The organism is Helicobacter mesocricetorum (genome assembly GCF_900198605.1).
Lineage (GTDB): Bacteria > Campylobacterota > Campylobacteria > Campylobacterales > Helicobacteraceae > Helicobacter_D > Helicobacter_D mesocricetorum.
On sequence record NZ_FZPJ01000007.1, the window covers coordinates 35,476 to 57,832 of the forward strand.

Annotated in this window: 19 protein-coding genes and 1 pseudogene; 2 read left to right on the forward strand and 18 right to left on the reverse strand. The window is 34.9% G+C overall.

The window, feature by feature from the left end; translation table 11 throughout:
• Positions 1-2: 2 nt before the first annotated feature.
• The 9 genes from C6H18_RS01970 to topA all read right to left on the reverse strand — a co-directional run bounded on the left by C6H18_RS01970 (position 3) and on the right by topA (position 8,172).
• On the reverse strand, positions 3-1,304 hold the full coding sequence (locus tag C6H18_RS01970) for a Na+/H+ antiporter NhaC family protein (protein WP_104721435.1): 1,302 nt from the start codon (positions 1,302-1,304) through the stop codon (positions 3-5).
• 74 nt (positions 1,305-1,378) lie between these two features.
• The gene (locus tag C6H18_RS01975; protein WP_104721436.1) at positions 1,379-1,864 is read right to left on the reverse strand and encodes a DUF3972 domain-containing protein; all 486 of its coding nucleotides are present in this window, start codon (positions 1,862-1,864) and stop codon (positions 1,379-1,381) included.
• Between the two features lie 8 nt (positions 1,865-1,872).
• Positions 1,873-2,367, reverse strand: coding sequence for a 5-(carboxyamino)imidazole ribonucleotide mutase (gene purE / locus C6H18_RS01980; RefSeq protein WP_104721437.1), 495 nt, complete (start codon positions 2,365-2,367; stop codon positions 1,873-1,875).
• A gap of 9 nt (positions 2,368-2,376) precedes the next feature.
• Positions 2,377-2,565: a hypothetical protein gene (locus tag C6H18_RS01985; RefSeq protein ID WP_104721438.1), complete on the reverse strand. Its 189-nt coding sequence runs from the start codon at positions 2,563-2,565 to the stop codon at positions 2,377-2,379.
• 4 nt (positions 2,566-2,569) lie between these two features.
• On the reverse strand, positions 2,570-3,898 hold the full coding sequence (locus C6H18_RS01990; protein ID WP_104721439.1) for a hemolysin family protein: 1,329 nt from the start codon (positions 3,896-3,898) through the stop codon (positions 2,570-2,572).
• A gap of 45 nt (positions 3,899-3,943) precedes the next feature.
• Positions 3,944-4,786, reverse strand: a complete 843-nt coding sequence (locus C6H18_RS01995) for a YihY family inner membrane protein (RefSeq protein WP_233704033.1) — start codon at positions 4,784-4,786, stop codon at positions 3,944-3,946.
• A gap of 27 nt (positions 4,787-4,813) precedes the next feature.
• Entirely contained in the window at positions 4,814-5,653 is an 840-nt protein-coding gene (locus C6H18_RS02000; protein ID WP_104721440.1) for a biotin synthase, read from the reverse strand.
• A 2-nt stretch (positions 5,654-5,655) separates the two neighbouring features.
• Positions 5,656-6,057, reverse strand: a complete 402-nt coding sequence (locus C6H18_RS02005) for a pyridoxamine 5'-phosphate oxidase family protein (protein WP_104721441.1) — start codon at positions 6,055-6,057, stop codon at positions 5,656-5,658.
• Entirely contained in the window at positions 6,058-8,172 is a 2,115-nt protein-coding gene (gene topA / locus C6H18_RS02010) for a type I DNA topoisomerase (protein ID WP_104721442.1), read from the reverse strand.
• Between the two features lie 266 nt (positions 8,173-8,438).
• On the opposite strand from topA, the gene C6H18_RS02015 reads away from it, so the two are divergent.
• The gene (locus tag C6H18_RS02015; RefSeq protein ID WP_104721443.1) at positions 8,439-11,963 is read left to right on the forward strand and encodes a bifunctional proline dehydrogenase/L-glutamate gamma-semialdehyde dehydrogenase; all 3,525 of its coding nucleotides are present in this window, start codon (positions 8,439-8,441) and stop codon (positions 11,961-11,963) included.
• The gene (locus C6H18_RS02020) at positions 11,954-13,744 is read left to right on the forward strand and encodes a sodium:solute symporter family transporter (protein WP_104721444.1); all 1,791 of its coding nucleotides are present in this window, start codon (positions 11,954-11,956) and stop codon (positions 13,742-13,744) included. Before C6H18_RS02015 ends, C6H18_RS02020 begins: the two co-directional genes overlap by 10 nt.
• Before the next feature lie 128 nt (positions 13,745-13,872).
• Here C6H18_RS02020 and C6H18_RS02025 read toward each other — a convergent pair whose 3' ends face one another.
• The 9 genes and pseudogenes from C6H18_RS02025 to C6H18_RS09760 form a co-directional block, all read right to left on the reverse strand.
• Positions 13,873-15,513 (reverse strand): lipoprotein N-acyltransferase Lnb domain-containing protein, encoded by a 1,641-nt coding sequence (locus C6H18_RS02025; RefSeq protein ID WP_158654851.1) that lies wholly within the window; start codon positions 15,511-15,513, stop codon positions 13,873-13,875.
• Positions 15,514-15,534: 21 nt separating this feature from the next.
• Positions 15,535-15,894: a hypothetical protein gene (locus C6H18_RS02030; RefSeq protein WP_104721446.1), complete on the reverse strand. Its 360-nt coding sequence runs from the start codon at positions 15,892-15,894 to the stop codon at positions 15,535-15,537.
• Positions 15,895-16,012: 118 nt separating this feature from the next.
• Positions 16,013-16,837: a 3'(2'),5'-bisphosphate nucleotidase CysQ family protein gene (locus tag C6H18_RS02035; protein WP_104721447.1), complete on the reverse strand. Its 825-nt coding sequence runs from the start codon at positions 16,835-16,837 to the stop codon at positions 16,013-16,015.
• Positions 16,837-17,595 carry a phosphocholine cytidylyltransferase family protein gene (locus C6H18_RS02040; RefSeq protein ID WP_104721448.1) on the reverse strand — a complete coding sequence of 253 codons (759 nt, stop codon included), beginning with the start codon at positions 17,593-17,595 and terminating at the stop codon, positions 16,837-16,839. Before C6H18_RS02040 ends, C6H18_RS02035 begins: the two co-directional genes overlap by 1 nt.
• Before the next feature lie 128 nt (positions 17,596-17,723).
• The gene (locus tag C6H18_RS02045; protein ID WP_233704034.1) at positions 17,724-18,719 is read right to left on the reverse strand and encodes a CDP-glycerol glycerophosphotransferase family protein; all 996 of its coding nucleotides are present in this window, start codon (positions 18,717-18,719) and stop codon (positions 17,724-17,726) included.
• Entirely contained in the window at positions 18,716-19,198 is a 483-nt protein-coding gene (locus C6H18_RS02050) for a CDP-glycerol glycerophosphotransferase family protein (protein WP_104721449.1), read from the reverse strand. Before C6H18_RS02050 ends, C6H18_RS02045 begins: the two co-directional genes overlap by 4 nt.
• Positions 19,195-19,809: a gamma-glutamyl-CDP-amidate hydrolase gene (locus tag C6H18_RS02055; RefSeq protein ID WP_104721450.1), complete on the reverse strand. Its 615-nt coding sequence runs from the start codon at positions 19,807-19,809 to the stop codon at positions 19,195-19,197. Before C6H18_RS02055 ends, C6H18_RS02050 begins: the two co-directional genes overlap by 4 nt.
• Complete coding sequence (locus C6H18_RS02060; RefSeq protein WP_104721451.1) at positions 19,797-22,115, reverse strand: PEP-utilizing enzyme; 2,319 nt, start codon at positions 22,113-22,115, stop codon at positions 19,797-19,799. The genes C6H18_RS02055 and C6H18_RS02060 overlap by 13 nt, the downstream gene beginning before the upstream one ends.
• A gap of 110 nt (positions 22,116-22,225) precedes the next feature.
• Positions 22,226-22,300, reverse strand: a pseudogene (locus tag C6H18_RS09760) (DUF2972 domain-containing protein); the annotation flags it as partial.
• Positions 22,301-22,357 lie beyond the last annotated feature (57 nt).

Consider the following 22,357-nt stretch of genomic DNA (forward strand, 5'->3'; position numbering starts at 1 on the left):
TCCTATAACAACATAGCACCAATAACGCCACCGATAATAAGCGGGATATTATACATTAAAAATGTTGGCACACAAGTATCCCAAATATGGTTATGTTGGCTATCTGCATTTAATCCTGAAGTAGGACCTAAAGTGCTATCAGAAGCTGGACTTCCTGCATCCCCCAATGCTCCAGCAATGCCAACTAACAAAATAATGGCATTACTGCTAAAACCAAGCTCCAATGCTAAAGGGCAATAAATAGCAGCAATAATAGGAATCGTCCCAAAAGAAGTTCCAATCCCCATAGTGATTAATACCCCAATACCAAGCATTATTAAAGCGCCACCCAATTTGCTATCAGAGAGTGAAACAGCAAAATCCACTAAAGATTGAATATCACCTGTTTCTTTTAAGACATTAGCATAACCAGCTGCTACAAGCATAACAAAGGCAATAAAAGCCATCATTTTAAAGCCATTCTCCATCACTTCATCAATCTCATTCCATTTAATTGCGCCTAATAATATCATTACCAATAAACCCAACATACCCCCTAGAGGCAAAGAACTCATAAAAACTTGCACAATAAAAGTCGTTATAGCACCTAGTAAAACACCAAAATCACGAATCTGCATCTTTGGATTTTCTAATGTTTTTAGGACATTCTCCTTTAAAAAAGTCTCTTGATACTCTCTTGGCTTTCTATAAAAAACAAAAATCCCCAACAATAATCCAATGAGCATACTAAGCCCACCTATCCACATTACACTCCCAATATCATACAAGCTTACACTAATGCCATTTTGCATTAGCTGATCCCTTAAAATCGTATGAAAAATCAAACCAAATCCAACGCTTAAGCTTACATAAGGAGCTTTTAAACCAAAAGTCAAAGCACAAGCTACCGCTCTTCTATCAATCTTTAAACGATTCATCAAAGGTAAAAGAGGAGGAATTAAAAGAGGGATAAAAGCAATATGCACAGGGAGTAAATTTTGTGAAAAACAAGCAAAAAAGGCGATAGATAGACAAAACATTGAGCGTCTATTTTGAATAAAATTAGCAATGTAGTAAATAAAAATTGTCGTAAGATTACTTTTTGCAATGGCACTAGCAATAGCACCTAAGAGAATATAGCTTAAAGCCGTTTCTAAATTTCCTGCCATTCCCTCAATCAATAAATAAATACTTTTATCAAACCCTAATCCAGAAATAAGTCCTGCACTAAGGGCTGAAAGCAAAATCGCTAAAAGCACATTTAAACGCAATAGACACAAAAAACTCATTAATAAAATTGAAATAACAACTGCATTACCTAACATTTCTTCCCTTAAAAGAACTTATTAAATTGGATTTTATACAATCTCTATCTATTCTTTATTCTAAAATAAATAAATTATTCCTCTGTTTTAGCATCTTGTGCTTGGGTTTGTATAACTTTGCCCCACATCATTTTATATTTTCGTTTCAAAAACTCAATCTCTTCTTGTGCGGCTTTTAACTGCTCTCTTAAAATCGCAATAGTTTTTTTGTCATCTTCATAGACTTCTTGAGTGTTAAAAAGGGCATCTTTTAGAAATTGATTCTCGCTTTTTACACTAGAGATAGTTTCTTCTTTAGAACTCACAACCTTCTCGTGCAAACTCAAAATCGTCCCAATGGTCTTCTGCACAAAATCTCCATCAATGTCCCCACCCTCACTTTGTTCAACCATCACAGCATTGCTAGAAGTATGCACCAATGCTTTAGCGTTAGCATCAATTAAAAACTCTCCATTTTCTTGTCGGCTTTTTAATTCACCCTTAGCAACCATTTCTAAAACTTTCTCTTTGCTTAAATGAGCAATCTCCACAAATTCATCAATCTTAATCCAAGTTTCCATAAATTTTCCTATAATATCACTTCAATATCTGCAGAATCAAGTTCAACATTTTTAGCCTTCATCACTCTATCTTCTTTAAGCTTTCCCTCTAATTCTGCATTATTTAAAGCCAAAATCTGCATCGCAAGATAAGCACTATTAATTGCCCCTGTTTTCCCTAATGCAACGGTTGCAACAGGCACACCAGAAGGCATTTGCGCAGTTGAAAGTAAAGAATCTAATCCATCTAAAGCACCACCTTTTAAAGGCACTCCAATAACAGGCTTTGTTGTAATAGCAGACACAGCTCCTGCTAAATGTGCTGCCATTCCAGCTGCTGCTATAAATACTTTAGCACCTTTCTCTTCGGCATTTTTAACATATTCTTTTGTCCGATTTGGACTCCTGTGTGCAGAACTAATTACAATCTCATAAGGAACATCAAACTTCTTTAAAACCTCCACACATTCATCCATAACTTTATAATCACTCTTACTTCCCATTATAATGGCTACAAAATCCATAGATTCTCCTTACATAATAGATGATAATGAAACCCCAAGACCCACTAAAAACCCTCCGATTAATGTAAATAAAAATAAATAAAAAACCCCATAAAGAATAAAGGGCATTAAGACCAAAAACCAAGACCAATCAATCTTTTCTGTCAGCTTTAAAGCAATAAACAAAATCTGTAAAGCAGCCAAAAAGAATTCAAACATCTACCTAATCTTCATCCTCTAACTCAAAAGGTTTTTTAGTAGCTTTAATGCGGACAATTCTTGCCCCTTGTGTAGCTAGAACTTCATAAGTGCAATATTCATCGCTAATAATATCACCTACTACTGGCATTCTCCCTAAAAGGTTAAAAACATATCCTCCAATAGTAACTTGCTCCGTATCTTCTTCAAAAGTAATCCCAAGCACATCCGCCACGCGTTCTAAGTCAAGCATTCCATCAAAGGAATAAATATCCTCATCAATCTTATGATAATCCTCACTTTTCTTATCGTGTTCATCGGTAATATCACCAATAACTTCTTCTAAAATATCTTCCATTGTCAAAAGTCCAGCCGTCCCACCATATTCATCCACCACTAATGCGGTATGGCTTTGGCGACGATTCATCTGTAAAAGGATATTAGAAATAGAGGCACTCTCTGGAACAATAATCATCTCTCGCACTAAACTCTCTAGCTCTTTGTGAGGATTTGAAGAGAGCATAGTCTCTAGCAAATCTCTTAAATGCACCATTCCAATGATATTGTCTTTTCCGTCTTTGCAATAAGGATAACGCGTATGCTTAGTCGTAGTTACGATTTTCATATTTTCTTCATAGGTATTATCATCATAGAGACAAATCATATCTTTTCGAGGTGTCATAATCTCTTTAGCCATTGTATCAGAAAAGCTCACAGCGTTTTGGATAATTTCATTTTCAATAGAATCTAAATATCCCCCCTTTAAACTCTCTCCTACAATAATCTTTAACTCTTCTTCTGAATGTGCGCTCTCTTCCCTTTCACTAGCTGGTTTTATATCCATTTTATAAAGAACAAAAACTGCCAGAAGATCAAAAATCTTTATTAATGGATAAAACAAAATCCAAAACAAATGCAAAGGTCTAGCAACCAATAATACACATTTTTCGGCTTTTGCAATCGCAATAGATTTAGGAATAAGCTCTCCTGCTACAACATGTAAAAGTGTAATAAAACTAAAGGCTATCACAAAGCTTATCGTATGAAGAAAGACGGGATTATCCCCTATAAAATACTTAAAAGGCATTTCTAATAACCTTGCAATCGCTGGTTCTCCAATCCAGCCAAGTCCCAAAGAAGAAAGTGTAATTCCAAGCTGTGTAGCAGAAAGATAAGAATCAAGCTTACTTGTAATTTTAAGGGCTAATTTAGCACCCGAAACCTCCCTTTTAACAAGCTCTTCTAATCGGGAGCGACGAATTTTAACAATTGCAAATTCAGAAAGAACAAAAAAACCATTTAATATTACAAGAAAAAAAGCGAAGAGAGACAGCAGAATCGACTGAACTTCCAAAAATTCCTCCTTTAATCTAGCAAAAATATGATTGATTCTAACATATTAAGCTTGTTTTTTCTTAAATTCCTCCCCCAACTCCCCCATAGATTCATTCATAACCCTACTAAGTCCCATTCCAAAAAGCAAAATTGCCCACGAAAGATAAATCCAGATAAAAAGGAGTAAAACAATACTAAAAGATCCATAAAGCGTTAAATAAGCTTTATTATAAAAAACATAATAAACAAAGCCCCATTTACCAATAGACCAAAATAAAGCAGTAATTAAAGAGCTTATAAGAATATTCTTTGTGCTAATCAAAGCATTTGCAGACATCTTAAAAAGCACAAAAAAGATAAGCCAAGTTACCAAATAAGGAATTCCCCTCAAAATCCAAGCAATAAAATCGCTATAACCTAAACCTTCTAAATACGTATAAACCTTTGCACTAAAGTAAATAGAAAATAAAATACCTAAAGGAATAAGCGTCATAGAAGTCCAATATAGCGATAAAGAATCCCAAAAGCCTCTTTGTTGGGATTGAAAAATCTTTTGTGTAATAAATTGATAATTCCTAAAAAATAAGATAGAAGTAGTAAAAGCATAAATTAAACCTATCCCGCCAAGCTTTGTAGAATTTTGCAAAAAACTCTCTAAATAATTCAAAAAAACATCAGAATATGTGGGGACAAAATTCTCGACAATAAAACCTTTAAAGCTTTCTAAATAATCTTTAAAATCAGGCAAAATCGTCATTATTGAAAACACAATTAAAAGCATAGGTAAAATAGCAAAAATAGTATAAAAACTAAGACTAGCTGCAAAATAGAGCAAATCCCCTTTTAAAAAAACATATAAATACGCAAGGGGCAAATGCAAACGTTTTAATACCCTTTTTATCATCATTCTAAAACTTCAAAATGAAAGATATATTTATTCACAGCTTGTAGCAATGTTATAGCCATATCCTTTAATACGTTCTACTTCCTCTTGGGGGGTATTTCCTTTGGTAGTGAGATAATCCCCCAATACAACCGCATTAATCCCGCATTCAAAAAGCTCTTTTTGTGCTTCTCCAAAAACCCTCTCTCTCCCACCAGCGACCATCAATCTAGCCTCAGGGAGATATTCTCTAGCCAATCTCACGCACTCTAGAGCTTCTTCTTTTTCTAAAACCTCTTGCTTAAGAGGCAATGCAGGATTTGGTATAAAAAAATTAATCGGCACAGTATGAGGCTTTAAAGTCTTTAAGGCATAGAGCAAATCCATTCTATCTTGCCAAGATTCTCCCATTCCAAAAATTCCTCCACTACACAATCCAAGCCCTACTTCTAAAGCATTCTCACAAGTTTCATAACGGGCTTTAAAATCATGCGTTGTGCAAATACTTGGAAAAAAGCCTTTACTAGCTTCCAAATTGTGGTTATAACTCGCAATGCCCGCTTCTTTTAAGGCTTTTAAAGATTCCTTAGAAGCAATCCCACTACAACCAATAAGATGCAAATGCATTCCCTGCTTTAAAATCTCTCTTGTAGCTTGTGTAATATACTCCAACCTTTTATCGTCTAAATCTCTCCCACTTGTTACCAAACAAAAGCCCAATGCTCCATTTTCTGCGGCATTTTTTGCCTCTTGCACGATTTTATCAATAGGCTTAAAGCGATAACGATCAATTTGTGCATTATATTTAGCACTTTGAGTGCAATAAGCGCAATCCTCCGCACAAGACCCACTAGAGACATTGCAAATGGTGCATAAAAAAATATCACTCATATTTATCCTTTTATCACCTCATCCCTGCCATTAAAATCTTGAATCTTAATGCTAACTTCCTCCAAATAAAAAACCGCAAAATCTGGATTGCTTGGGGTTTTGTAAATTTCTTTTACCACAGGATATTTCTCAAACATCGCTTCTTTCACGCTTAAATCCTCATCAAACTTCGCAACACCACGAATCCTTATCCAAGTCGCTTGATTATCAAAGGCACTAAACTCCACATTGTTGAAGTTTTGTATATGCTTATAAATACCTTTAAACTTAGCGGTACAAAAATACAATCTACCATTTTTAAAAAGCGCAAATTGCATAGGACGCACACGCGGATTCCCACAGGTGCCTTTTGTAGCTAAAAAAGTAGGATGTTTATCTAAAAAATCTAAAATTTCTTGTGTCATTTAATCTCCTTTATGACTTGATGCTTTTTGAGGTGGATGAGTGGAAACAAAATCACACTTTGGATAGTTCCCACAACCATAAAATTTACCCCTCCTACCTTTTCTCTCTACAATATCTCCTCCATCTTTTGGGCATTTTACCCCTTCTAAGATAATATTAGTTTTTTTATTTTGCACAAGAGATTGCGTGTTTTTACACTCTGGATACCCACTACAAGCAAGAAATTTTCCATTTCTGCTATGTTTTTTCACCATAGGCTTACCGCATTTTTCACAATTCCCAAAGTCCTCTTGTATGGTTTCTTCCTTTTTTATGTATTTGCATTTAGGATAACCGCTACAACCTATAAACTCCCCAAATTTACCATTTCTCTTGACAAGTTCTTCGCCACACAAAGGACAAAATTCTCCCGTAGGAATAGTAACTTTTTGGCTTTTAATAGTGTTTTTACCTTCTGTAATTTTTTGGATAAAGGGTTCATAAAATTGCCATAATAACTTCTGCCAATCTTGCTTGCTCTCTGCAATTTCATCGAGTTTTTCCTCTAAATTTGCAGTAAATTGAGAATCCACAATCTCCTCAAAATGTCCTTGCAGGAGGTCAATTACCTTAAAAGCGATTTCTTGAGGCTTGATTTGCTTTTTCTCTATCGTGATATATTCTCTTGAGGTTAGCAAAGAAATTGTTGGCGCATAAGTGCTTGGACGACCTATCCCTAAAGATTCTAAAGTTTTAATAAGACTTGCTTCAGAAAATCTTGAAGGTGGCTCTGTTTGCTTAGTTACTACTTCACATTTCTGCAATTTTAAGGTTTCCCCTTCCTTAAAACTCGGTAAAAGCTTATCTTTATCCTCCTCACCTAAAACCCTATAAAATCCATCAAATAGTAACTTTCTACCACCTAGCTTTAAAAGTGATTGACTGCCTTGTATAAAAATATTTTGCAATTCAAACTCTGCATCATTCATTTGGGAGCTTAAAAATCGATTATAAATTAAAGTATAAAGCTTTAATTCATCCCCTTTTAAATATTGTGCGGCAATTTGGGGTGTAAAATCCATCAAAGTTGGTCGTATTGCCTCGTGTGCTTCTTGAGCATTTTTGGATTTGGTTGTATAAACTTTAGGCTTACTTGGAACATATTCCTTGCCATAAGTCTTTGCTATCATTGCTCTAGCTTCTTCTTGAGCTTCTTTTGCGATATTTAAACTATCTGTCCGCATATAAGTAATAACTCCCATAGAACCCTTATGAGTCATTACCCCCTCATAGAGCTTTTGGGCATTTTGCATCGTGCGAGAGGGCGAAAAGCCCAAAAAAGAACTAGCACTTTGCTGTAAAGTAGAAGTCATAAAAGGTGGTGGCGATGCTACCTTCCTTTTCTTGTTTTCTATCTCTTTAATAACAAATTGGGATTTTTTCAAAACCTCTTTAATAGCTAAAGCCTCTTTCTCCTCTTGGAGACTAAGTTTTTGAATTTTCTCTCCATTAAACTCTACTAATTCAGCCTCTAAATCTTTACTAAATAGCACTTCAAGCACATAATAAGTAATAGGTTTAAACTCCAAAATCTCCTTTTCTCTATCTACAACAATCTTTAAAGCACTGCTTTGCACCCTCCCAGCACTCAAACCTCTTTGAATCTTAGAGGCGATTAAAGGACTTAAGCGATAGCCTACGATTCTATCTAAAAGTCTCCTTGCTTGTTGGGCATTAACCTTATCCATATCAAGATAGCGAGGATTTTTTAAAGAATCCACAATCGCCTTTTTAGTAATCTCGTGAAAAACAATGCGTGGGAGCTTCAAAGGATCTTTACCAATAGCTATTGCAATATGAAAGCCAATCGCCTCACCCTCTCTATCCTCATCAGTTGCGATATAAATTTTCTTTGCATTTTTGGCAAGTTTTTTTAAATCACTAGTAATTGCCTTATGGGATTTATCAATCTCATATTCAGGAACGAAACTCTGCTCTTCAATTTTAATTCCAAAGCTATGCTTAGGTAAATCCCTAATATGCCCCTTAGAAGCAATCACCTCATAATCATTACCTAAAAAATTCTTAATAGTCCGTGCTTTTGTGGGGGATTCTACGATAATTAAATCTTTCAAACTTCTAATTCCTAAAAATAAATTCCTAACTTTTGGAAGCTAATCATAACAAAAATTTTCTAAAAAATATCAAGCCCTCTACAAAGTATTCTCCAATTTTTTAATGATAAACTTCTATGTAATATTTGCAATTTTTATCCATAAAATGTCAATATTTTGTTACCTTTTTATACATAATTTTTATAAAATATTCACAAACTTCTTCGTTAATCAACAAAATAAATGTTAAAAAAAGTATGATTGAAGAAACCATCCAAAGGAAAATAATGATAGAACAAGCTTTAGCATTGGCTGAAGAACTACAAAACAAAATACAGCAACATCTCTCCAAAGAAGAAAAAGACTTCCATCATAAAATGCAAAAACTCCTCAATAATCCTACAAACAAAGCAATGCTTATAGAACTACTAGATCGCTCTTTTCGCTCTCAAGAAAAGACTGCAACCTTTGACTTAATAGAACATACATTAAAAAAATATGGCATTGCAGACTTTTTTTCTGCATTTGAAAAATTTTTACTTTTTAGCTTCTTAAACTTTGGCAAATTTATACCCAATATTAGCGTCCCATTTTTTATCTCACAGCTTAGAAAAGATACAAAAAATATGGTGCTAGATGCAAATAAAGCAACGCTAGAAAAACATATCCGCACAAGAAAATCTAAAAACCATATAACACTTAATATAAACCTCATTGGAGAGGAGGTATTAGGCGAAATAGAAAGCTCTCTTAGGCTTAAAAAATACGAAGAAGCCATTAAATCAAACTATATCACTTATATCTCCATTAAAATTACCACCATTTTTTCACAAATTAATATTATAGATTTTGAATACTCTAAAAAAGAAGCCATAAAACGGCTCGACTATCTTTATTCTCTAGCCCTAGAAGAGGAAAAGAAACAAAATCAGCCTAAATTTATTAATCTTGATATGGAAGAATTTAGAGACCTTGAACTCACAATAGAATCTTTTATGCAAAGCATTGCTAAATTTGATATTTATGCAGGAATCGTGCTACAAGCCTATATCCCTGATTCTTATCATTATCTCAAAAAACTCTTTGCATTCTCTAAAGAGAGGGTATTACAGGGCAAAAAGCCTATTAAAATCCGTTTTGTTAAGGGTGCAAATATGGAAAGTGAAGAAACTATTGCTTCGCAAAAGGGATGGGAATTACCCACATTTAACAACAAAATAGATACCGATAGCAATTATAATAAAATGCTAGATTTTATTCTGCAAGGGGACAATCACCAATATATCCATATTGGGATTGCAAGTCATAATATTTTTGAAATTGCGTATGCTTATACAAAAATCACTCACGCTAATGCACTCTCATCTTTTACCTTTGAAATGCTAGAGGGAATGAGTCTACAATGCTCCTATGAACTCTCAAAAATCCATAATTTAATCCTTTATGCTCCCGTATGTGAAAAATCACACTTCAATAATGCCATTGCGTATTTAGTGAGGCGATTAGACGAAAACACGAGTGAAGAAAATTTTATGCGGTATTTTTTTAATTTACAAGTAAATGATAAAAACTGGAACACCCAAAAGGAACTTTTCTTAAAATCCCTATCAGGTATCCCAACACTTAATAATGATAGCAAGCGCAAACAAGATAGAAACAAACAACAAATCGCCAAAAGCTCTTATACCTCTAATAGTTTCACCAATGAGAGTGATACGGATTTTATTCTTCCACAAAATAGAGAGTGGGCAAAAAAGATTCGCCAAAAATACGAAAATCTTCAAAACTATGAAGCCTATCCCGTTATAGGTGAATACAATATCAATAAAGAATCCCTAAAACCAAAAACCATAAAAGATAAAATTCATCAAAAAGAAATTGGCAAAGTCTATTTAGCAGGAGAAAAAGAAATTAAAAAGGCTCTTGAGATAGCAAAAAACTCAAATTTCAAAGAAAAAAGCTTTGAAGATATTCATAAAATCTTGGCACGAACCGCCCAAATTTTGAGAGAGAGAAGAGGTGATTTAATAGGAATAGCTGCTTTAGAAGTAGGCAAAACCTTTATAGAAATAGATGCCGAAGTAAGTGAAGCCATAGATTTTTTAGAATTTTATCCTCATTCTCTAAAAGAACTTCAAGCGCAAAACCCCCAAACTACCTTTACCCCCAAAGGCATAGGCGTAAGCATTGCTCCGTGGAATTTTCCCATTGGTATTTCCGTAGGCACTATTGCAGCACCACTAGCAGCAGGAAATGTTGTCATCTATAAGCCCTCATCACTCTCAACCCTTACAGGCTATATGTTAGCACAATGCTTTTGGGATAGCGGAATCCCAAAAGATACCCTTATTTTTCTCCCCTCTTTTGGCAGTGATATTTCTCAATATCTCTTAAAAGATTCATCCATTAATTTTGCTATTTTAACAGGGGGAGAAGAAACCGCTTATGCTATGCTAGAGGCAAATCCTACTTTGTTGCTTAGTGCTGAAACAGGAGGTAAAAATGCCACTATTGTTTCAAAGTTTGCCGATAGAGATAGTGCGATAAAAAACATTATACATTCTGCCTTTTCCAACTCTGGACAAAAATGCTCTGCTACTTCTTTGCTTATTTTAGAAGAAGAAGTTTATGAAGATGAAAACTTTAAAAACACCCTTGTTGATGCGGCAAACTCTTTAGAAATAGGCTCTCCTTTTGAGTTTAAAAACAAGCTTGGATCTTTAGCGGATAAACCTAATGCCAAGATCCTTAAAGCCCTTGAGGAACTAGCACCTTATGAAGAATGGGCTTTAAAACCAAAGTTTATTAATGATAATCCCTACTTAATGACTCCGGGTATTAAATATGGCACAAAAGTAGGGGATTTCACCCATTGCAATGAGCTTTTTTGCCCTATTTTAAGTGTTATAAAAGCCAAAGATTTAAAAGAAGCCATCGAAATTGCTAACTCTACTGGATATGGTTTAACCGCTGGTTTTGAAAGCTTAGATGAAAGAGAATGGGAATTTTTCCACACCCATATAGAAGCGGGTAATATTTATATCAATAAGCCAACCACAGGAGCCATAGTGCTTCGCCAACCCTTTGGAGGAATTAAAAAGTCTGCCATTGGATTTGGGAGAAAAGTAGGGATTTATAACTATATTACACAATTTTTAAACATCACTCAAACACAAGTAGATAAAAACTTAGAAGAAAACCCCATCTCTAAAATACTGCAAAACCTAAATTTAGAACTCTCTAAAGATGATAAAGAACATTTAGAGACGGTAAGCCTTATGGCACAATCTTATACCTATCATTTACACAATGAATTCCAAAGAATAAAAGATTATGTCCATATTAGAGGGGAAGATAATCTCTTTTCCTATACTAAAATTGCCAATATGGCTTATCGTGTATCTATTAATGATACTTTAAGGGATATATTAGGCATTATCTTAGGGGCTTCCCTCTTAAAGATACCCCTTTTAGTAAGCTTTGAAAAATGTCCAAAAATAGCTTTAATACAAGAAATTTGTGAAAAGTTGGGAATGAAAGCAAATTTTATAAAAGAAAGCCAACAAGACTTTATAAATAAAATCCCAGCTTTTGAAAGGATAAGGTATCTCCAAATGCCAAACTCTAAAGATCCTATCTATCAAGAATGTGCAAAATATGCAAAAATCATCATTAGGGAAAAACCTTTATTAAATGGTCGTTTTGAATGGCTTTATTACCATAATGAAAAATCTTTAAGCATATCCTATCACCGCTATGGAAATTTAGGAATCCGTGCTTTAAAAAATCCTAAGGAGTCTTTATGCAACTAGTTCATATTAATATGGAAATCACCATTATGTTTGTGGCTTATTCTGCCCTAATGCTTTTTATTGGGTTTTATTTTTATAAGAAAAATAAAAATGCCGAAGATTATTTTCTTGGCGGACGCTCTATGGGTCCTGTCGTCTCTGCTCTTAGTGCTGGAGCTTCAGATATGAGTGGTTGGCTCTTAATGGGCTTACCGGGTGCTTTATATATTAGTGGATTTATAGAGGCTTATATTGCTATTGGTTTAACTATAGGGGCAGCACTTAATTGGCTTTTTGTCGCAAAGAGACTTAGAATCTATACTAGTGTGATTGCAAACTCTATTACTATTCCTGATTATTTTGAAACGCGTTTTGATGATGATAAACATATTTTAAGAATCCTCTGCGCTATTGTTATCTTAATATTCTTTACGCTTTATATTTCCTCTGGACTTGTATCGGGCGCAAAACTCTTTGAAAGCACCTTTGGGATTGAATATGGCTATGCCTTAACCACAGGAACCTTAATTATCGTGTTATACACCTTTTTTGGAGGTTACAAAGCTGTATGTTGGACAGATATGATTCAAGGTTTTTTAATGTTGAGTGCTTTAATCATAGTCCCCATAGTTATGCTCTCCCAATTAGGAGGCTATAAAGAAGCATTAAACTATATCAAAACTTCAGACACAGCAAATAAACAAATTCTACAAATCCAAAACAAAATCCCAAATATCCTCCAAAACTTAGATTCCACACAATCCAAAGAGCAAATCTTATTGCTTATCCAACTTCTAAAAGACTCCAATGATAAAGCCATTAATCAAAACAATATAAAAGTGGGTTATCAAGAAGAAACATCTATTCTTAAAATTTTTGATAACAACATAAAAAATACTATTTTTCCAAAAGAGTTAGCCTTAAAACTAGAGCAAAGCTTGAGAGCAAATGATAAACCAAGCCTTCAATCCCTCTTAGAAGGTATTGAAAAAATTACTTTTAGCAATAAAGAGAGATTGGTTTGGTTTGAGGGCATTTCTTTTATAGGTGTTATATCAGCACTTGCGTGGGGATTAGGATATTTTGGACAACCCCATATTCTCGTGCGTTTTATGTCTATCCGCTCTACCAAAGATATACCAACAGCTACCATTATCGGAATTTCTTGGATGGTGCTTTGCTTAATTGGATCTTGCTTTATGGGAATATTAGGTATTGCTTATATTAATAAATTCCAACTCTCTTTAGGAGACCCTGAAAAAATCTTTATTGTAATGTCCCAATTACTCTTCAATCCTTGGATTGCTGGAATCTTACTAAGTGCGATTTTAGCAGCGATTATGAGTACAGCCAGTTCGCAACTTCTTGTTTCTAGCTCAACTATCGCTGAAGACTTCTATAAAAGAATCTTCAAGCAAAACGCTTCTAGCCAAATGGTTTTAAACTTAGGAAAAATAGGCGTTTTACTTGTAGCAAGCATTGCCTTTTTTATCTCTACGGATAAAAACTCTAGCGTTTTTAGTATTGTAACCTATGCTTGGGCAGGATTTGGGGCAAGTTTTGGTTCTGTTATGCTCTTTTCTCTATTTTGGAGTAGAATGACAAGAATTGGGGCGATTGCTGGTATGCTAAGCGGAACATTAGTTGTTATAGGTTGGAAAAACTTTATGGCACACTATGGTATTTATGAGATTATTCCCGGATTTTTAGCAGCTTGTATCGCTATTATAATTGGAAGCCTATTAACCAATGTCCGCCCCGGCACAAAGAGTGCTTATGAAACTATGCTTAAACATTTATAATCTCTCTAGGGGGTATCCCTTTTACCCCCAATCTTAATTGTAAATTCCCTAAGTTGCAAAAGGCTAGTTTTCACTTGCCTTATGAAAATACCACAAGAGATTCATCCAATTTAGTCTCTTTTAAAGAATTAAAAATTTATGCTTATGCCACTTTGCAAGGTAATAGTATTTGTATTATTAATCATCTTATGAATATGTGTTTGGACAAAAAAATCCCACTGCTTATAGAGATTAAATCCTACAAATGCGCTCCATTTTTGCCTCCAACCTCTTTGATTCTTAATATCCACATAATAATCATAACTCCCTATAAACCTTGCACGGTTAAAACGCATCACAATGCCCGCACGCATATCAAGAAATGCGTTATGCTCTTTTTCATAATCATATCCCAAAAGGGGCATAACATAAACACTCATATCGCCTATATAACTACCAATCCCACCTCCAACAGACATATTTGGCTTCAAGTATGTATGCCTTTGCTCTTGCAGTGGATTCTTAAAACTTATATTTAAATATTTTGATAAACTCTGTGTCCGATAAAAATCAAGTATTGAAGAGAGATGTAACAACTCAACTTCGCGTATAAAAGCTTGATTATTCTTAAGGTTAAAAGCCACATCAACACTAGCAAGTCGCGATTCTATAAGCTCACGATAAGCATTATTGACATTTCGCATATCCGAATAAATCGGTGCAAAATAAGCATTCAATAAAGGATCTCCGCTACTATATGTGTATCCCAACATTGCTTTAGCACTTTTACGAGTTTGAAAAATATCGTTATAGCCATATTTATCGACAAATTTTTGCTTGTTTTTAGGAAATTGTGTTTCAACCTTTACTATCTTTCCTGCATTTTGAAGTGATTGGATATATTCTACGGGTGTCTGATAAGGCTTACTTTGCTCTGTAAAGAATGACTCATTTGCGACTCTTAAAGTGTTTTTTAGTGCATCATTACAATTATGATCAATAAAAGAATAATCAATACTTTTATCTCTAAGTTCCCATAAATGAGCGGCGATTAACTGCTTTTCTTTAGAATCTAAATCTAATGTAAATCTCCAAATTGTTCTTTCTTCATTTTGGAGATATTCAAAATCTATACTATCCAAAGGCGATAGAGAATAAACGCCATTGAGTTCGCCTATTATTGCCCTTATATAAGAAATGGGATTAATGCCTAAATCTGCATCGGCAAAGAAGCTAATCCCATAAGATAAATAATCTCCTTTTTTAAAATCTAGCACATTACCTTCTGAGAATACTTTATGAAAATCTTGTTTTGCTTCGCCTTGTAATGTGAGATAAATATGCCCCATTGCAGAACCCGGATAAATATCACTCTCTGTCGCATAAGTCAATCCTACATCATCAAAAGGAACAATTTGCATAAACTCTCTAAAGGAATCACATTGTGTCAATTCTATGCCTTTTTTAATCTCTGGAATAAACTGCGATAAAAATATTGCTCTTGCAAGATAGCGACAAAATGTAGATTCTTCTCCCTCTTTTGCCAAACTTGCATCTTCAAGCATAGCGTTAATCGTCGCCAAAAGTTCATTTTGTGCGTTTTTAGAACCATTATTAGAGAGAAAAAAGCCTGATTTTTGATTGATTAATGACTCCTTGCCCCGAAAATGTAGCAAAGATAGCCATTGTTGAGATGTAGAGAGTGATTGTATTAAAGGTTTAGATTCAAGGTGAGAATCTAAACCAAAAGTGGGTATTAAAATAACAGCACAAACTATTATAATACGCAATAAAATCCTCATTACAAAGATTTAATTGCAATATGTCTTTTTAACAGGAACTACAAAATTAGGGTTAGTATAAGTCCACATACTACCTGTTACAGCATCAGTAACCGAGCCGGTTGTACCACCCGTTAAAATATTTCCCCAAAACCATCCACTTAAACTATCTTTTCCCTCGATTCTAAGTTGTGTATCTTCATAGCACGGATTATCAGCTTTTAAAATCCTTATCGTAGCCCCTGTGGAACGAGATATTTTCATATCATAAACAGGTAAATCTACCTTATTTCCATTAATATCTGCTACAACAGACTCTCCATTGCTTGTAGTTATGGATATTTTTTGTTTTGGCTGGTTTGAAATAGTCGCACACCCCCCTAAAACCACTCCTAAAATTACTCCAAATACTAAAACCTTCTAGTAATAAAATCTTTTTCACACTTTTTAATTGATAGAATAAAACTTTGGCTATACCATAAAAGGCTCTAAAAGGCTCTTTTAACACCTACCTTAAAAAATCCCTATAAATCTCTTTGCCAATCTGGCTTTTAGCAAAGGCGATAAAATGATTATTTTTAATATTTGGCTTATTATATTCTAAAGGCTGTTTTGTCTGCTTATCTAGCATAACTCCCCCACTCTCCTCTAGCACAATATCACAAGCTGCCATATCCCATTCACTTGTGCCATTAAAGCGCGGATAAATATCTGCTTCTCCTTTGGCAAGTGTGCAAACTTTGAGCGAAGAGCCACATTTATAAGGCTTGAGATGATATTTTTTAAAAAACTCCAAAGTCTCTTTGGTGCTATGAAAGATAGAATCACAAGCAACAAGCTGGGATTCTTTTATTTTCCGCTCTCCATTAAGCTTTTGTTTTTGTTCTTTTAAGTCTTGTGCGGTGGGGTTTTGCTTTATCAAAGCAGATTCAAAGCTAAAAGCCCCCAAACCCTTAAGCGCAATATAAAGTTCGCTAAAACAAGGCGCATACACAACTCCCAAAATCGGACGATGTTTATGGATCAAGGCGATATTAATCGTCCAACCTCCATTTTGGGCTAGAAAATCTTTTGTCCCATCAAGGGGGTCAATTAGCCAATAATATTCCAAATCCTTACGCTCCTCATACTCTAAAACCGCCTCTTCAGAACACACCTTATAAGGAGCAATAAGGGCTAAATGCTCCAAAATATACGCATTAGATTCTAAGTCTGCTTGTGTAAGGGGTGAGGAATCTTCTTTTAGAGTGTATTCCCCCCCTCCATAATACCTTAAAGCTATCTCTCCTGCCCCTAGCGCAATCAAAGCACTTTGATAAAGTAAATCCTGCATTAAATGTTTATCTCCAAATCACTTTTAAAATCAATCTCACACCAATTCCCATAAATCTCAACCGCCTCTGCATTATGGAATCTATCAATCAAAGCCTGTAAAAAGCTTGTCATATACATATTATCAAAGTCCTTTCCCTCATAGGTAGATTCTCTATCTAAAGTATCATAAAAGCTTAAAACTTCGGGCAAAAACGAGGCAGAAAACTTAAAAAGTCCGATATACTGCCCCTCAATCTCCTCATAACTTTTTGCCTTTTTCCCAAGCTCGACAATCTTATTCCCCGCTAACTTCAGGGTTTCTGCATCCTCTAAAGGATTGCTAAAGCGTCTATCCCAAAGATTCCGCCAACTTTTATCGACAACGATACTCAAAGGAGCATTAGCACTTTGAAGCCTACAAACACTCTCTTTGAAATACACAATATCCGCATAAGAGACGATTAAATCCTCTTTGTCTCTTATGCAAGATTCCACCCACTCCCTTGCGCAAAAAAGCGTTTTTACCATATTAGATGTATCAAAAGCGGGGTTTTGGTAAATATCTCTAATGCCAAAATTATCTTGGAGATAAGCACTTAAAACCTCCAATAAATACCCACCAACGACTGCTATTTTTGAGATTCCAGCCTCCCTTAAAGCCGTAATTTCATAATCAATTATTTTTCTGCCCTGATATTCCACCATACACTTAGGGTTATTTTGCGTTAATGGCATCAGTCTTGAACCAAACCCAGCCGCTAGAATAATTGCTTTCATACCTTCCCTTTCATACCTTCCCTTTTAAGATTTCCCCTATGTATTCTAAAATACAAATTTCACTTTTACCAATGTTAAAAATAATCTCTTCTCTAAAGCTTTGAATCTTTAAACGCATCTCATTAAAATCACAAGAATCTATCTGTTCTTTTAATTCCTTTAATGTCCTTGCATACTTGCCCCCCCCCCCCGCAGACATAAGGGATATATTTTTCAAGATTAGAATTGGTTTTATGGGGTTTATAAAAAAACGATGGCTTAAGGGTTGTTAGGGCGAAAGTATAGGCACTGCTTGAGTAATCACTAAGCACAAAATCACTAAAGTTATAAAATCCACTCCCTAAAGCCTCATCAAAGCTTACCCTCTCCTCATTATGCCAATTCTCTTTGATGAGTTGATAATACCCGTGGTTTGCACAAACATTAAAAGGATGCGCCCGATAAGATACTTTATAATCTGTGTTCTCCAACAACCATTCAATCAAATTATTTTCATAACCTGCAAACAAATTCACATAGACATTGTTATTTTCATCGACATAGCGCAAAAGTGGCGCATAGGTGATAGTGTTTAAAGGAGTTTCGCGGTATTCCTCCAAAGACTTATCAAACTTAGGATACCCCACATTTAAAATCTTTGCACCTTTTTTATTCTTTTTATAAGTCTGTGTGGTAATAGCTGTGGGAGAGAGAATATAATCAACAACAAGAGGATTCCCGGTAGCCTCTATGAGACTATGGGGAAAATAAATGCGTTTAGCAGTTTTACTCAAAAACTCCCTATCAATCCTACCCTCCTCATATCCGACTTGATCAGCTGTTAAAATCAAATCAATATTAGGAATCTCTGCATTTAAATAATAAGTTTCTCCATTTTCAACAAGCCTCCAAGGAAACAAAACATTCGCATTACCGCTACTTTCAAACTCATCATTTAAGATTCTATCTACGATAGTAATCACATTATAATCTTGCTTTAATTTTTTAATTAAATCCCCAAAATGCTTTCGATAAACAGGATAATAAGCAATCACTAAAATATTTTTCTTTTCATTGCTTAAATGTGATTGAATCTTAGATTTAGCTTGAGTAATAAAAACATTAATCTGCTCTTGTATATTCATAAAAAATCCCTCTGTAAAAAACTTTGAATATCCTGTGTCTTAGCCTTGAAATCTAAAGTTTTGCAAACACTTTTTAATTCTTTTAAACTAAAAGCAAAATAGGCACAATCTTGCAAAAGCTTATAAAACTTATCTTTATTGAAAGTTATTCCTGAAATACCGCTTAAAAACACAATGCTTGGTTTTGCAAACCCTAAAGAATACTCAAAAATACGATTACTAAAATCACTCACCAACACATCGGTATTCTTTGCCTTTTGCATTTGTTTAATCTGAAAAATAGGATAACCTTTGAGGGATTGCAAAATCGTAGTATGGTAGATTTTTGGCGTCTGTGCGTGTGGAAAATATAAAACCTCCCCCTCACTTCCAGCGATCTCGCATAAAACCTCTAAAGCCATAATCTCAAACCCACAAACCACATTAGTGTGCAACTCATCCATAGAACCCCTAAAACTTGGTGCATAGACTATTTTCATACTCCCTCCTTAAAAGAATCTCTCCATTGATAAAAGGTATTATCCCCATTCATCCCCCCTTCACGCTCTATATGCCACATTATGCCATAGATACTAAGATTTCTGTGTTTAAAAGATTCTACACTTTTATCCTCTGCTATGCTTAGAGATTCTAAGTCCTCCCCTAAAGTCCTAATCCCATAATTATGAAAAGAATTTACGCAAAATTGCCTTTTAGTAGCCATTTCTATAATCTTATGTTCTCCTATATGCTTAGGAATATCCTCCAAACAAGAATGAAAATAACTAGCAATCATCTGTGCGCCACGACAAATCCCTAAAAGTGGAATATGATACTGCATACAAGCCCTAATAATCTCGCTTTCATAGCAATCCCGCATTTTTGAGAGAGGATTAGGGTTTAAGATATCCAAATCATTCCCTCCGCTTAAAATCACTGCTTTTAAAAAGGGAATATACTGACAAAAATCTATCTTGTAATTTAAGGGCAAGGGCAAATACCCTTCTAAATACTCCTTAAAAAACTCTCCCCACTCTAAACTCAAAGCTTCTCTTATTTCCAAATAGCTGGTATTCTCAACCAATCGTTGGGAGATTCCTATAAAAGACATAAAATCTGCCCACTTTGACAATCTAAAGTCAATTTTCTACTTTGGAGATACTTGCTAAAAGCCTCCTCTCCTACCCCAATAGCCGCAGGTAACCCAATCTCGGAAGCTCGAATTGCCATATGAGAGTTTGCCCCCCCATAGCAAGTGATAAATCCTGCAATCTCTTTAGAAAACAAATAATCATATCCGGGGTCTGCGGCATAAATAAGCACGATTTTTCCTTTTATGTCTTTTTGTTTTTCTGAAGCGACAAAGGCAGTAACGCTTTTTTGAGTGATAAAATTTGCCACAGCCCCCTTGCTAAAAAAGCTAAAGATTTCGTTTTCATCACAAAGCAAAGAAGGAAGCTTAAGGGCTTGAGTGATTTTATACTCCTCTTTATGCCGCTCTATCTCATCTAAAAACCTAGTGCGTGGATTCTTAGAATACAGCGAAGAATACAGCGATAAAATATTTTTTATATCCAAATGCGCTATATCCTCTTTATTAATCCCATAATACTCCCCAAGCTCTCCAATATACACCAACACAAGAGATAATAATTTGGTAAATTCAAACTTCGCATACTCCCTACCCTCAATCGCCAAACGCAAAAACTTCAAAAACTCTTCGGCATTGACCGCTAAACCATTTTCACAAAGTATATTATCAAGCTCTTTTTGTGCTTTAGGGCTTAAAGAAAAGGATTCTTGCATTTCTACTTGCTTTTTATCTTGCATTGCTAGGGTATCATTAAAATAATCCAAAAAGGCTTCATCATAACGCGGGGAGAGGATATTATAAGTCCCCGCCCTTAAATGCCCAAATTCCCTCAAAAACTCCTCTTTATTAAGCGCATTAAGATTCTTTGTAGCTTCGCTTAATTGTTTGCTTACGCTCTTTAAAGAGTTCAAAAAACTCTCCCTTAAAGCAGGAGTAAAAAACCCAATTTCTACCAAAGAATTCAGCATAGATACCGCCACAAATCCCGCTCTAGCCACCCCCGCAAAAGGAAGCGTCCCATACCGCTTACACTCCTCAATAAGCCAATAAATCTTATCAATAAGGGGCAAAGAGGATTCTTTTATCTCCTCATAATAAGCCTTTAATTGTTTGATTTTTTTAATATCTTTTAAATAAAGTCCTTTTTTGTGCTTAATGATAGAGTTTGTAAGTTCTAAAAGAGAAAACTCTAGTCGCTTAATTTCATTTTCATTAAATCCACAATCAAGCAATTTTTGCAGTTTTTTAGGAGTATTAAGGTCATAACAAGAAAACACAATATCAAATTCTATTTTATCGTGCAAATGGGGCTTTGCTACCAAAGACTGCAAATAATAATCCACAAGCTTTTTAGTGATTTTTTTATCCAAACTCTTAGGAACAAAGGAGTTAAAAGATAATCGCACATCAATATAGGGAATCCCAAGAAAGGAGTGCATTAGAGGATGAGAGCGGAGGTTTAAATAGCCATAATTATCACGCTGATACGCCCAAATATTGTCCGTAATAATCTCTTTATAGAGGCTTAAAGCCAATCGCTTAGGTCTAAGCCCGATAATTTCAGCAGGATTCCAATCCGGCATAACCCCAAAAATAGCTCTCTCTCCATAGACATCAGGCGCAGGTTTTTGCAGATTTATAAAACGTTTTTGAAGTCGCTTTAAGGCTTCTAGGGGGACAAATTCATAAAGATTGATTTTATCCTTCATTACCAATGGACGCACCTGCAAACAATACAGCTTAGAATCTTTAGTTATCGCAAATTCAACATCCAAATAATTGCATTCAAACAAAGATTCAAGCTCCAATATCATATCGATTATTCTCTGCATTTGTGGGTTTTGGCATTCTACAAAACGATAATGAAAAAAACTCACTATCTCCTTAGAAGTGCCATCTGTGATACCGCTACTAGAACCACTTTTATCATATTGCAAACAAAAATAAGGAGAAAAGTTTTCTTTATCGACACTAAAGCCCACCCCACAAAGCGCAATACCTTTAAGCATAGGCTGGATAAGAATCTCATCGTCTTTATTAGGCATAGAATCCGCTACTTTATCCAAAGCCTCAAGCAAAGAATATTCTTCATTTTTGATATTTGCAAGGCTTAAAAAAGCTCCCGCATTAGAGCATTCTTGGCTATCCTCACTCCTTGAAGAACTCCTTATGATAACATACTCACTCTCCAAAGCTTGTATCTCCAAAAGAGCCTTTTGCCTATCTTTGGCTTTAGTGATAACTAAAGGCAAAATTTCCGCACTCTTTAAAAGAGGTTTCAACTGCTTAAGATTCTGCGCTTTAGAAAGAAATTTTAATGCCATTACTACCCTTTAACTTGTATTCCTCAAGAAATCATTTATTGAAATAAGCTTTAAGTCTCAAATTATACCAAAATTCATTAAACACTTGCACTTAACACTCCCCCTCCTCCTCACAACCCCTTAAGAAACTCTTGATAGTATTTCCAAGATTCTACTATATCTAATCTTACCTTGCTGATAGGTTGATAATCTTCACCTCTTTATCACCTTAAACTCCTCTAAATTTTATGCTATAATCCCAA